Source organism: Streptomyces sp. NWU339, assembly GCF_003143855.1.
Lineage (GTDB): Bacteria > Actinomycetota > Actinomycetes > Streptomycetales > Streptomycetaceae > Streptomyces.
Genome location: NZ_QFRK01000004.1, coordinates 306626 through 319291 on the forward strand (window position 1 = coordinate 306626; position 12666 = coordinate 319291).

Below are 12666 nucleotides of genomic sequence, written 5' to 3' on the forward strand. Positions count from 1 at the left end.
GCGATGAGCACGACTTCCACAACCGGGTCCGAAGAAACCCCGGCGGGGCCCGAAGAGGCCGCGGCCGGCACCGGCGACCAGGAGCTGGGCGCCGCCGGTTCCCAGCTGTCCACCACGCCCACGGAGGAGCCGCCGAACCTGCCCGCCCTGGGCGTCATCGGCTGGGCCCGCTGGTTCTGGCGGCAGCTCACGTCCATGCGGGTCGCGCTGCTGCTGCTGCTCCTGCTGTCGCTCGCCGCGATCCCCGGCTCGCTCATCCCGCAGACCGGCATCGACAAGACCCGGGTCGACGACTTCCGCGAGCAGCACGACGTCCTCGCACCGATCTACGACCAGCTCGGCCTGTTCAACGTCTACAGCTCGGTGTGGTTCTCGGCGATCTACATCCTGCTGTTCGTCTCCCTCATCGGCTGCATCGTCCCCCGCACCTGGCAGTTCGTCGGCCAGCTGCGCGGCCGTCCGCCGGGCGCCCCCCGACGGCTGACCCGGCTGCCCGCCTACACCACCTGGCGCACCGAGGCCGACCCCGAGCAGGTACGGGAGGCGGCCCTCGCCCTGCTGAAGAAGCGCCGCTTCCGCGCCCACCTCGCCGGTGACGCCGTCGCCGCCGAGAAGGGCTATCTGCGGGAGGTCGGCAACCTCACCTTCCACATCGCCCTGATCGTGATGCTGATCGCCTTCGCCTGGGGCCAGCTGTTCAAGTACGAGGGCAACAAGCTGATCGTCGAGGGGCAGGGCTTCGCCAACACGCTCACGCAGTACGACGACTTCAAGTCCGGAAACCTCTTCGACGTCGCCGACCTGGAGCCGTTCAGCTTCACCGTGAAGTCCTTCACCGGCACGTACGAGCCCGCCGGCCCCAACAAGGGCACCCCGCGCACGTACGAGACCGAGCTGATCTACAGCGAGGGCGCCTACGGCGAGGAGAAGACGACCAAGGTCGAGGTGAACAAGCCGCTGAAGGTCGGCGACGCCAAGGTCTACCTCGTCAGCCACGGCTACGCGCCCGTCGTCACCGTCCGCGACGGCGAGGGCGAGGTCGTCTTCAAGGACGCCGTGCCGCTGCTGCCGCTCGACGCCAACGTCACCTCCTCCGGCGTGGTCAAGGTCCTCGACGGCTACCGCAACCCCGAGGGCGAGAAGGAACAGCTCGGCTTCAACGCCTTCTTCGTGCCCACCTTCGGCGGCTCGGCCACCGGCACGATGCTCTCCCAGTTCCCGGCACTGGACTACCCGGTGCTCGCACTCTCCGCCTACCACGGCGACCTGAAGGCCGACGCCGGCATTCCGCAGAGCGTCTACCAGATGGACAAGACCAAGATGAAGGAGTTCAAGGACTCCGAGGGCGAGCTGTTCAAGAAGCTGCTGATGCCCGGCGAGACCATGACCCTCCCGGACGGTGCCGGCTCGGTCACCTTCGAGAAGGAGATCAGGGAGTGGGCCGGCTTCCAGGTCGTCCAGGAGCCGGGCGGCGGCTGGGCCCTCGCCGGTTCCCTCTTCGCGATCGGCGGCCTCGCCTGCTCCCTGTTCGTCCAGCGGCGCCGCGTGTGGGTGCGCGCGGTCGAGGGCCCCGACGGCGTCACCGTCGTCGAGATGGCCGGGCTCGGCCGCAGCGAGTCCGCCAAGGTGCCCGAGGAACTCGGCGACCTGGCCGGAATCCTCTACGACCAGGCTCCCGGGGCCCCCGACGCCGATGACGCCTCCGCCGACGACGCCGCCCCCGCAGCATCCGCCGATTCCCCCGACCCCCAAGCCGCATCTGCCGAAGGGGCTGAGAAGCCTTGACTCTCGCCGCCGCAACCGAGCTGGCCACCGCCACGAGCCTGGCCGCCGCGAACAACGAGAACCTCGCGGAGATCAGCAACGTGCTGATCTACTCCGCGATGGCGGTCTACACCCTGGCCTTCCTGGCGTACATCGCCGAATGGATCTTCGGCAGCCGCAGCAAGGTCGCCCGCACCGCCGCCGCGCTCACCCCCCGGGCGGGGGCGGCCGGGAAGGCGGCCGGGAAGGCCCCGGCCGTCACCGTCGACAAGGCGGGCGGCACCGCCGTACTGGAGCGGCCGAAGGTCGTCGTACGGGCCGGGGCCGGCACCCGTGACGTGCCCGACGGACCCGGGGCGCACGGCGGGGACGAGCAGGGCGACCTCTTCGGGCGGATCGCCGTCTCCTTCACGGTGCTCGCCTTCGTGATCGAGTTCGGTGGTGTGCTCACCCGGGCGCTGTCCGTGCAGCGGGCGCCCTGGGGCAACATGTACGAGTTCAACATCACCTTCACCACCACCGCCGTCGGCGTGTACCTCCTGCTGCTGGCGCTGAAGAAGAACGTGCGCTGGCTCGGGCTGTTCCTGACCACGACCGTGCTCCTCGACCTCGGTCTCGCCGTCACCGTCCTGTACACCGAGAGCGACCAGTTGGTTCCCGCGCTCGACTCGTACTGGATGTACATCCACGTCTCCACCGCGATCCTGTGCGGCGCGGTCTTCTACGTCGGCGCGGTCGGCACGATCCTGTACCTGTTCAAGGACTCCTACGAGGGCAAGCTCGCGCGCGGCGGCAAGCCCGGCGCCTTCGCCACCTCCGTCATGGAGCGGCTGCCCGCCTCCGCCTCGCTCGACAAGTTCGCCTACCGCGTCAACGCGGCCGTCTTCCCGCTGTGGACGTTCACGATCATCGCGGGCGCCATCTGGGCCGGCGACGCCTGGGGCCGCTACTGGGGCTGGGACCCCAAGGAGACCTGGTCCTTCATCACCTGGGTCGCCTACGCCGGCTACCTGCACGCCCGCGCCACCGCGGGCTGGAAGGGCCGCAAGGCCGCCTACCTGGCACTGGCCGCCTTCGCCTGCTGGCTGTTCAACTACTACGGCGTGAACATCTTCGTCTCCGGCAAGCACTCCTACGCCGACGTCGGCCTGGGCGTCCTGGCCTCCGTCGGCTTCTGAGCGCCCCCGGCGCACCGCCCGCGACGGCCGGTTGCCGTGGCCCGATCCCCGGGCCGCGGCAACCGGCCGTCGTCACTTCCCGACGTCTCCGATGTCTCTGACGTCTCCGATGTCCTCGTGCCAAAGCCGCGGATGCCGTTCGACGAAGTCCCGCATCATCGCGGCGCACTCCGGATCGTCCAGCAGCACGATCTCCACGCCGTGCTCGGCCAGCCAGTCGTGACCGCCGTGGAAGGTGACCGCCTCGCCGATCAGCACCCGGGAGATGCCGAACTGCCGGACCAGCCCGGAGCAGTACCAGCAGGGCGACAGGGTCGTCACCATCGTCGTACCGCGGTACGAGCGCTGCCGTCCCGCCGCCCGGAAGGCGGCCGTCTCCGCGTGCACGGACGGATCACCGTCCTGCACACGGCGGTTGCGGCCCCGGCCGAGCAGGGTCCCGTCGGCGCCGTACAGCGCGGCGCCGACGGGGACACCACCCTCGGCGAGCCCCGCGCGGGCCTCCGCGAGGGCGGTGGCGAGCCAGGCACGGGCCGTTTCCTGATCGATCGACTCCATGCGGCCAGTCTCCCGCGAACCCGCGCGGTTCCACGGGCGGCTCCGGCGATGGAACGGCGTCCCCGTCGGCGCCGCCCCACGCCTCACGGGGCGAACGCTGCCTGATGCGGCGCTGACCTGCACGATGCGTCACCCGAACGGCGAGGAGAACGCCGACTCACCCCGAACCGGCCTCACCACGACACGGGCTCCGTATCCGTCGCCAGGCGGGCATGGAGTTCCACGTCGTAGCGGACACCGTCGTATTCGAGCTTCTGTCGTTGCCGCCCTTCCACCACGAAGCCGACGGCGCGAGCCACTTTGCACGAGGCGGGATCGTTCACCCGGTGCCCCAGCTCCAGCCGGAAGAGTTCCGCGTCCTCGAAAGCCCAACGGGCCACAGCACGGCAGGCACGAGAAGCTGTGCCTCTGCCACGGGCCGTTGTCCACCGCTCGGCAGCCTGGACGGAATCAACCGGTTCACGGGGCCGGCCACGCATGAGCGGATCCGCGAACGCGGTCATCACCGCCCGGGCGTCCTCGGCCCTCCCTCTCCGCAGCACCGGGCCGGAGGAGGCGTCTGCACGCTCGCGCACGACGCGAGTCCTCCTCAGCAGGCACCGCCTGCCACGTCGGTTTCCCCAACCGCCCAGGGGCACCGATGGGTCATGTCCCGCCATGTGGTGTGGGGGATCCCCCGCGGTCCCGGGGCTGCGGGGCCGGAGGCGGATGCCGTGCGGAAAACCGTGAGCAGTCGGCGGGTATGTGTCACGTGAGCGCTCAAACGAGCGGCGTCAGGACAGTGGTGGCCGAAGTGCTCACGGTTTTCGGGCGGTGTGTCCTCCCCGGGGCGTGGGCGGGTGTCCGGGCATCGCCCATGTCGAGACCGCCGCGCCCCGCCGGGCAGCGCGACCGGCCCCGACCCGCGACGCCGCCTTCAGACCTCTTGCACCACCCGGAGGGAGACCATCCGGATCACCCGGCGTGACAGCCCCACAGAAGGTGAGCAGAACCCGGGAAATGACGTCGCCTCCTCGACTCTTGACTTTCCTGACAGGAAAGTGGGACTCTCACTTTCCCGCTAGGAAAGTGAGGTGTCACCGTGGACGACATCGCTCCGGAGCAGGCCCGCACCGCCCTCGACGCAGCTGACCGTGCCCGGCGCCAGGTGGCCGAGGAAGTCGGCCTGCCCCGCGGCTACTGGTGGGCGATGGCGGTCGGCTGGCTCCTGTTGGGCGTGCTCAGCAGCGTGGCACCACCGTGGCTGGCCGGGACCGCGACCGTGGGCTTCGGCATGGGCCACGCGGTGCTCGCGTCACGTCTGCTCGACGGACGCCGGCGCACGGATCGGCTGCGGGTGAGCGCGGCGGTCGCCGGCCGCCGCACCCCGCTGGTCGTGGTCGGCATGCTGCTCGGGCTCATCGGGGTCACCGTCCTTGCGGCGCTCGCGCTCGACGCCGACGGCGCCGACCACGCCGGCGTCTGGGCGGCGGTGCTGGTCGCGGTCGTCGTCGGGTTCGGTGGGCCGGAGATCCTGCGCGTTCTGCGTGGTTGGGTGCGGGCATGACGAAAGCGCGTTTCGACGAGCTGATCCATCCCAGCACCCGCCTGTCCCTGGTGGCGACACTGGCAGCGGCCGACTGGGCCGAGTTCGCCTTCCTCAAGGACCGGTTGGGACTGTCCGACTCGGCGCTGTCCAAGCAGCTCACGACGCTCGAAGAAGCCGGGTATGTCGCCACGGAACGCCGCCTCAGCGGCAGCCGCCGGAAGGTACGCGCCCGGCTCACCGGCGCCGGCCGGGATGCCTTCGACGGTCACATCGCGGCACTGCGGGCGATCGTCGCCGGCGCCGCGCCCCCGTCCGAAAGCCCTCCGGCGTGAAGCCGTCTCCGCCCGCTCGTCGGAACTGGCCCCGGTCGGCTGTCCTGCCTCCCGGGCACGTGCCCGGGAGGCACATCCAGGGCACATGAACCTGGGATCCCGCAGGGGTCGGGCGGGGCTTTCGGGCCCTGCCCTCTCCAGTGCCGGGAAGAGGCCGTCAGGTCGTCAGGTGCCCTGCGGGGAGGGAGCGGAGGTGGTGGCTCTGCCGAAGGCGCGCATGGCGAAGGCGCCGGCGAGGGGTCCGGGCGCGAGAAGGAGGAAGGCGTACTCCCAGCCGATGGCCTCGGCCAGGAGGGGGGTGAGCTGGATGCTGATGACGGTGAGGGCGAAGCCGATCGCGGTCTGGCCGGTGAGCGCCGTCCCGATGTAGCGGTGGTCGGCGACCTCGCTCAGCGATGTCGAGAACACCCCTGAGTCCGCGATCACGGCAGCACCCCACAGCGCGCAGAAGGCGAACAGAAGCAGCGGCGGAGCGTGGAAGAAGAGCGGGGAGACCAGGCAGCACAGGCCGCTGAGGAGAAGCGCCGCCAGGGCGGCGGGAGAGCGGCCGAAGCGGTCCGCGCCCCAGCCGCCGAGCAGGCAACCGACTGCCCCGCCGATTCCCATGGTGAGGAACACCGTGATCCCCACCGAGCCCGGGAGTCCTCTCGCGGCGGAGGCCGCCAGCAGGAAGGACGGGATCCAGGTCCACAGGGCGTAGAGCTCCCACATGTGTCCGAAGTAGCCGAGATTGGCCAGGCGCGGCCCGCGTTCGGTGAACATGGTCAGCGCGTACCGGGGGTTGCGGGCGGGTGCGGTCGGTGCCGCGTGGGGGCCGATCCGGATGAGGGCCAGTGAGATGACGGAGCCCAGGAGCCCGGCTGCCGCTGCGGCGAGCAGAACACCGCGCCAGGGCAGTGAGCCCACGCCGGCTATGAGATGGGGAAGAGTGGAGCCGAGGGTGAGAGCGGCGATGAGGACGCCCATGGTCCTGCCCCGTCCGGCGCTGCCGGACCAGGAGGCCATGAGCTTCATGCCGGTGGGGTAGACCCCGGCCAGGAACATCCCGGTCATGAGCCGCAGCGGGACGGCGACGGCCGGCCGGTCGGCGAACAGGGCCAGCACCACGGTGCAGACGGCGGCTGCCGCGGCACTGACGGCGAGCAGGCGCTGGGGCGGAACGCGGTCCGCCAGGTTCAGGGCCGTCGAGGCCACGGCCCCGGCGACGAAGCCGAACTGCACGGAGGCCGTCAGCCATACCGCGCCGCCGGCGGTGAGCCCCCAGTCGTTCCGCAGGCTGGGCACCACCGCCGACATGGAGAACCACACGGCGAGACCGAGCACTTGCACGGCAGCGATCGCTCCGCGTTGCACACCGACGTTCACAACTGCCCCCTTGGACCGAGGTCTTGTTCCTCGGCTCTCGCGTGCCATGGCCGAAGGCCGAACCTAATCACCCTGAGCCCGTAAGCCCGGTCCGCCCCCCGCTCGGCAGTCAGCCGCCAGGAAGGGGAGAGGAGGTCATCCTCGAGGCGAACCTGGACTCTGCCTCCGACGGGGGTCGGGAACTGCTGGGGTTTGGCTGAGTGTGAGTGCGTTCTGGCGTGCATGGGTGAGCAGTGGTGTGTGCGGCGGGGGCTGCCGTGGCGTGTTGCCAGACGGCGAAGGGGAGTTCGTCCGTCGAATGCGTGACCTTGCCCGGTGGTGTTCGTTGGACGGGGTGAGCGGGTTGTCGAGGCCGGTGGCGGGGGTGGGTCCGGGTGGGTGGTCTGCGGAAGGTCGCGGAGCCGTTCGTCGTGCCCGGCCCGTCCGGTGTGGCGGTCCGCACCCGCCTCAAAGACCTCACGCCCGAGGACGAGCAGGTTCTGCGCCTGGTGGGTGCGCACCTGGGCTCGCTCGCCTCGAAGGACCTCAAAGCGCGGTGCCTGGACGGCCTGGAGCACTCCACCCGGTCCTGGGCGGCCCGTAAGCGGGACCTGACGGCCGAGTCGTCGTCCCGGTGGGCCGGGTCGATCACGAGGGCCACGCATGATCAGTGGGCGCTCGCCCGGCGTGGCCAGGCCACACACGTGCAGTCCCTCGAAGCCGGTATCACGACGCTCCGGCACCGGCTGTCGCTGCCGGTCGGCCAGCAGGGCACCAAGCGGGCTCCGGGCGGCTACCGCTCCGCGCACGAGTGGTTCCACAAGACGCGGCGGCTGCATGTGCTGGAGGACCGGCTCGACCGGGTTCGGGCCGACCGGGAAGCGGGCCGGGTGCATGTCGTGCGCGGCGGCAGAGGCCTGCTGGGCACCCGTCACCACCTCGATGCGGCGCAGCTCACCGAGGCCGAGTGGCGTGCGCGGTGGGAAGCCGGGCGCTGGTTCCTCCAGGCGGACGGCGAGTCGGGCAAGAGGTTCGGCAACGAGACGATCCGCATCACGTCCGAGGGAGAAGTGTCGATCAAGCTCCCGGCCCCGCTCGCCGGCCTGGCGAACGCCGGGCACGGCCGGTACGTACTGGCTGCGCGGGTGGGGTTTGCGCATCGGGGCAGGAGTGGGCCGACCGGGTGGAGGCCAACCGGGCGGTGGCCTACCGCATCCACTACGACACGGGGCGCGGACGCTGGTACACGGACGCCTCCTGGCAGATCCCACCCGCCAAGAGCATCGCCCTCAAAGCCGCCCTCGCCGGTGGCGTGATCGGCGTGGACACCAACGCCGACCACCTCGCCGCCTGGCGCCTGGACACCCACGGCAACCCGACCGGCCGGCCACGCCGGTTCTTCTACGACCTGTCCGGCAACGCCCGGCACCGCGACGCCCGGCACCGCGACGCCCAGGTACGGCATGCCCTCACGCGGCTGCTGCACTGGGCCAAGAGCTGCGGCGTCCAGGCCGTCGCGGTCGAGGACCTCGACTTCCAGGCCGAGAAAACCAGAGAGAAGCACGGGCGCAGGCGCCGATTCCGGCAGCTGATCTCCGGCATGCCGACCGGCAGGCTCCGCGCCCGGCTGGCCTCCATGGCCGATGCCACAGGTATCGCGGTCATCGCCGTGGACCCGGCCTACACCAGCAGGTGGGGCGCCCAGCACTGGCAGAAGCCGCCGGCCGGCCCCGCCCGTAAGACCACCCGGCACGATGCGGCGAGCATCGCGATCGGACGACGCGCCCAGGGGCACCCGATCCGGCTGGGGGCACCTCCCAGGCCCTCAAGGCACTGGGGGAGGACGACACCGCCCCGTGCACACCGGAGCGATGTGCACGGGCATCGGACCGTCCAGGCCGACCGGCGTGTCCCTGGGGGTGAGGGACCCCGCCCCCGCATTCCCGGACCACGGACCCGATCCGTGCCGCCGGACGCGGCGAGTACGCGGGCGACCAGGACATCCACCACCGTTCGGGGTGTCCGCAGTGACCAGATATGGGTCCAAGACTCACTCCTGTTCACTGACCAGGAACGGTACGGAAACTTCCCCGGCCCGGCACTCAGCACTGTCCCGGTGATTCACGTCACGTGACGCCACCTCACTTCGTGCCCACCGTGCGCAGCACCGTGAGGACCATGGTCCGGGCCACCGCCACCGTCTCCCGCAGGGAGACCTGTTCGCGGGGGCTGTGGGCCACCTCGATGTCTCCCGGTCCGAACTGCAGCGTCGGAACGCCCGCGCCGGTGTAGTGGCGCAGGTCGCTGCCGTAGGTCGCGCCCCGCCGTCGGGGCGGCGGGGCGCCCGTCGCGTCGGTGTGGGCGGCGCCGACGACGTCCGGCAGGGGGTGGCCCTCCGGCAGGCGGCCGCTCGCGAACCGGCCGCCCGGCCAGGTCACCGTCGCCGGGTGGTCGCGCAGCCACGGGTCGGCGGCGCAGGCCTCGGCCACGCACCGTTCCAGGTCGGCCCGCGCCTCGGCCGGGTCCTCGTCCAGGCGTACGCCGAGCCGGCCCTCGGCGACCAGCAGGTCCGGCACGCTGCTCGCCCAGTCCCCGGCGCGCACGGTGCCCACCGACAGGGCGTACGGGATCGGGTACTCGGCGAGCAGCGGGGACGGGTTCCGGTTCCGCTCGGTCTCCAGGGCGGCCAGCGCCCGGTGCAGGGGCAGGTAGGCGTCGACGGCGCTGACTCCCTGCTCCCGCGCACTGCCGTGCGCCGCCCTGCCGGGCACGGCGAGACGGAACGTCAGCGCGCCCGCGTTCGCGGTGATCAGGGTGCCCCCGGTGGGCTCGGCGATGACGCAGGCGTCGCCCCGGTGTCCGCGCTCCAGGGTGCCGAACGCGCCGATGCCGCCGTCCTCCTCACCGACCACGAAGTGGGTCGCGACCCGGCCGCGCAGCCGTATCCCGGCCGTCCGTATCGCGGCGAGCGCGGCGAGGTGCGCGGCGAGCCCCGCCTTCATGTCGCAGGCGCCGCGCCCGTGCACCACGTCCCCGGTCACCCGCGGTACGAACGGGTCTCCGTCCCCCCACGCCTCGGGGTCGCCGGGCGGTACGACGTCGACGTGGCCCTGGAGGATCAGGGTGGGCCCGTCGCCGCCGTCCTGCGTGGTCCCGACCAGTCCCCACGCCTCCTCACGGGGCACCTCCATGCCCGGGAAACCGGGGTGGGCCCGCAGCGCGGGCAGGTCCATGGACCACAGGTCGACCTCCAGCCCCAGCCATTCCAGCCGGCCGGCCAGCTGGTGCTGGAGTTCGGACTCGGCGGCGCTCCCGGTCACGCTCGGCGCCGCGATCAGCTCCATCAGGGTCCGCCCCAGGGCCGCCTCGTCGATCGCCGCCAGCGCGGCGGCCTCCTCGTCGGTCAGCACGTTGCCGCTCCTCCCCTCCCGGGAGCGCGTGCGGCGCACCCCCGACCGCATACATGCTCGTCCCCGGCCGTCGATACGCGGCGGCGAGGGGCGATCTCGATCACCCGTCGCCCGTCACACCTCACCCCTCACCCGTCGCCCGTCAGGGGCCCGGTTCCGTGTCGTGGCGCGTCAGGGGGACGCCGCCCACCGTGAAGCCGATCACCGTGCCGCCGCCGGCCCGGCGTACCGCGTACGGTGCGCCCCCGTGGGCCAGGGCCACCTCACGGACGATGGACAGGCCGAGGCCCGAACCGGGCAGGGAGCGGGCGTCGGCGGCGCGGTAGAAGCGGTCGAAGACGTGGATCAGGTCGGCGGCCGCGATACCGGGCCCCCGGTCGCGGACCTCCACCCGCACCGTGCCCGGTCGCGCAGGTCCCGCGACGGTGATGTCGATGGGCGCCGTGCCGTCCCGGTCGAACTTGACCGCGTTCTCGACCAGGTTGGACACCGCCCGGGTGAGCATCCCGGGCCGTCCGTCGGTCGTGGTGTCGCCGCTCGCACGGACGACGATCTTCCGTCCGTTGCGGCGCCGGGCCAGTCCCGCCACGTCCTGGGCGATGTCGGCGAGGTCGACGCGCCGCGGCGGCTCGGTGTCGGACTGACCGGCCGCCAGCTCGACGAGCTCGTTGACCAGGTCGGTCAGCTCACGGGCCTCCTGGGAGAGGTCGGCGACGAGTTCCTCACGGGTGTCCGGCGGGAGTTCGTCGATACGGCGCAGCAGGGAGATGTTGGTCCGCAACGAGGTGAGCGGGGTGCGCAGTTCGTGCCCCGCGTCCTGGACGAGCCGGCGCTGGTCGTCCTCGGACTGGGCGAGCCGGCCCAGCATCCGGTCGAAGGCGCGGCCGAGCCGCCCCACCTCGTCCCGGCCGGTGACGGGCACCTGGATGCCGAGCCTGCGGGTGCGGGCGACGTCCTCGGCGGCGTCGGTGAGGACGACCAGGCGGCGGGTGATGCGCCGGGCCAGCCACCAGCCGAAAAGACCGGCCGCGACCACCACCGCCGTCATCAGGACGAGGGTGCGCTGCTGGAGGGCCCGCAGCAGGTCCTCGGTGTCGCTGAACTCCTGCGCGATCTGGACCGCGCCTCGGCCGTCGCCCAGCGCGACGGTCGCGACGCGGTAGATGTCGTCGCCGACGTCGACGTCCGCGTGCTCGACCACCCGTCCGGCCGTGGCGGCCCCCGCGACCACGCGGTCGGCGTCGACCACCGGCAGCCCCGGGTCGCCCGGGTCGACGATCCGGCCGTCCGGCCCGAGCACCTGGACGTCCGTCCGGGCGGGCCGCACCAGATCGTGGCCGGGGGCGGCGGAGGAGAAGTCGAGCGGTGTCATCCGGTTCGACCTGACCTCGCCGCGCAGGTCCTCCACGACCTCGTCGAACACGCTCTGCTGGTCCACCCGTACGAGTCTCGCGGCGGCGCTGTACGACAGGATGCCGACCAGGACGGTGATCGTGGCCGTCACGGCGGCGAACGCCACCGCGAACTTGGTGCCCAGCGACAGCAGCGGCAGCCGGCATCGCCGGGCCCGCGGTGAGGGCCGGTACGCACGGTCCGGGACGCGTGAGGCGTTCCGCAAGCCCGAAGTGCCGGAGGTGTCAGAGGTGTCAGAGGTGTTCGAGGTATCCGAAGTGCCTGATACCACTCAGTCCTCCCGCAGCACGTAACCCACCCCGCGCACCGTGTGGATCAGCTGCGGCGCGCCGGGCCCGTCGAGTTTGCGGCGCAGGTAGCCGACGTAGACGGCGAGGTTCTTGGAGCCGGGGCCGAAGTCGTAGCCCCAGATACGGTCGTAGATGGTGGAGTGGTCGAGGACGATGCCCGCGTTGCGGATCAGCAGCTCCAGCAGTTCGAACTCGGTGCGGGTCAGCTCCAGCTCCCGCTGCCCACGCCAGGCCCGGCGCGCCTGCGGGTCCATGCGCACCCCGGCCGCGGCGATGTGCCGCCCCGGAGCGGCGGGCGGGGTCTCCCCCGGCTTCCCCGGCTCCCGCGACTCCTCCGAGCCCCCCGCCCCCCGCGTTTTCTGTGTTCTCCGCGTGTTCGGCTGCTCCTGCGACGTCGGCGTCCCATCGGGCGCGGAGGCCGGCGCGGGCACGGGTGCTGCCCGGCGGAGCAGGGCTCGCAGCCGGGCGAAGACCTCCTCGACGTCGAACGGCTTGACGACGTAGTCGTCGGCGCCCGCGTCCAGTCCGGCGATCCGGTCGGCGGTCTCCACCAGCGCCGTCAGCATCAGCACGGGGGTGCGGTCGCCCTCGGCGCGCAGTACCCGGCACACTTGGAGCCCGTCGATGCCGGGCATCATCACGTCCAGCAGGAGGACGTCGGGCCGGCTGCGGTGGGCCTGTGCCAGCGCCTCGACGCCGTCGGCGACCGCCGTGACCCGGTAGCCCTCCAGGGTCAGGGCGCGCTCCAGGGCGTTGCGGATGGCGCGGTCGTCTTCGGCGAGCAGCACGGTGTGGGTGCGGGGCGCGGTAGGAGACACGGTGCCAGTGTGCCAAGCACCGCCATCCGGC

The 12666-nt window shown here is 72.0% G+C and carries 10 protein-coding genes and 1 pseudogene; 5 read left to right on the top strand and 6 right to left on the bottom strand.

The genetic code is table 11. The annotated features are described in order from the left end of the window. Positions 1-3: 3 nt before the first annotated feature. Together DIZ27_RS07870 and ccsB are read left to right on the top strand one after the other, a co-directional pair. Entirely contained in the window at positions 4-1785 is a 1782-nt protein-coding gene (locus DIZ27_RS07870) for a cytochrome c biogenesis protein ResB (RefSeq protein ID WP_109377568.1), read from the top strand. Further along, entirely contained in the window at positions 1782-2942 is a 1161-nt protein-coding gene (gene ccsB / locus DIZ27_RS07875; protein WP_109377569.1) for a c-type cytochrome biogenesis protein CcsB, read from the top strand. Before DIZ27_RS07870 ends, ccsB begins: the two co-directional genes overlap by 4 nt. Before the next feature lie 72 nt (positions 2943-3014). Here the strand turns inward: ccsB and DIZ27_RS07880 are convergent, their stop codons facing one another. Together DIZ27_RS07880 and DIZ27_RS07885 are read right to left on the bottom strand one after the other, a co-directional pair. Then, on the bottom strand, positions 3015-3500 hold the full coding sequence (locus DIZ27_RS07880; RefSeq protein ID WP_109377570.1) for a nucleoside deaminase: 486 nt from the start codon (positions 3498-3500) through the stop codon (positions 3015-3017). A 173-nt stretch (positions 3501-3673) separates the two neighbouring features. After that, positions 3674-4075 carry a GNAT family N-acetyltransferase gene (locus tag DIZ27_RS07885; RefSeq protein WP_109377571.1) on the bottom strand — a complete coding sequence of 134 codons (402 nt, stop codon included), beginning with the start codon at positions 4073-4075 and terminating at the stop codon, positions 3674-3676. A gap of 506 nt (positions 4076-4581) precedes the next feature. Here DIZ27_RS07885 and DIZ27_RS07890 point away from each other — a divergent pair. Both DIZ27_RS07890 and DIZ27_RS07895 read left to right on the top strand, forming a co-directional pair. Continuing rightward, positions 4582-5046 carry a hypothetical protein gene (locus tag DIZ27_RS07890; protein WP_109377572.1) on the top strand — a complete coding sequence of 155 codons (465 nt, stop codon included), beginning with the start codon at positions 4582-4584 and terminating at the stop codon, positions 5044-5046. Next, entirely contained in the window at positions 5043-5360 is a 318-nt protein-coding gene (locus DIZ27_RS07895; RefSeq protein WP_109377573.1) for a transcriptional regulator, read from the top strand. Before DIZ27_RS07890 ends, DIZ27_RS07895 begins: the two co-directional genes overlap by 4 nt. 165 nt (positions 5361-5525) lie before the next feature. Here DIZ27_RS07895 and DIZ27_RS07900 read toward each other — a convergent pair whose 3' ends face one another. Next, a complete protein-coding gene (locus tag DIZ27_RS07900) occupies positions 5526-6725 on the bottom strand; it encodes an MFS transporter (RefSeq protein WP_109377574.1) in 1200 nt (399 codons plus the stop codon). Positions 6726-7099: 374 nt separating this feature from the next. On the opposite strand from DIZ27_RS07900, the pseudogene DIZ27_RS07905 reads away from it, so the two are divergent. Next, positions 7100-8772 (top strand): annotated as a pseudogene (locus DIZ27_RS07905) (hypothetical protein); the annotation flags it as partial. 73 nt (positions 8773-8845) lie between these two features. Here the strand turns inward: DIZ27_RS07905 and DIZ27_RS07910 are convergent. From DIZ27_RS07910 to DIZ27_RS07920, 3 genes are all read right to left on the bottom strand, one after another. Further along, positions 8846-10114, bottom strand: a complete 1269-nt coding sequence (locus tag DIZ27_RS07910) for an ArgE/DapE family deacylase (RefSeq protein ID WP_109377575.1) — start codon at positions 10112-10114, stop codon at positions 8846-8848. Positions 10115-10256: 142 nt separating this feature from the next. Then, the gene (locus DIZ27_RS07915; protein ID WP_109377656.1) at positions 10257-11666 is read right to left on the bottom strand and encodes a HAMP domain-containing sensor histidine kinase; all 1410 of its coding nucleotides are present in this window, start codon (positions 11664-11666) and stop codon (positions 10257-10259) included. Positions 11667-11798: 132 nt separating this feature from the next. Beyond that, positions 11799-12635, bottom strand: a complete 837-nt coding sequence (locus DIZ27_RS07920) for a response regulator transcription factor (RefSeq protein WP_109377576.1) — start codon at positions 12633-12635, stop codon at positions 11799-11801. Between the last annotated feature and the right edge of the window lie 31 nt (positions 12636-12666).

Coding starts and splice junctions, on each gene's coding strand:
- DIZ27_RS07870 (WP_109377568.1), top strand. CDS start 4: ATGAGCACGACTTCCACAACCGGGTCCGAAGAAACCCCGGCGGGGCCC.
- DIZ27_RS07880 (WP_109377570.1), bottom strand. CDS start 3,500: ATGGAGTCGATCGATCAGGAAACGGCCCGTGCCTGGCTCGCCACCGCC.
- DIZ27_RS07895 (WP_109377573.1), top strand. CDS start 5,043: ATGACGAAAGCGCGTTTCGACGAGCTGATCCATCCCAGCACCCGCCTG.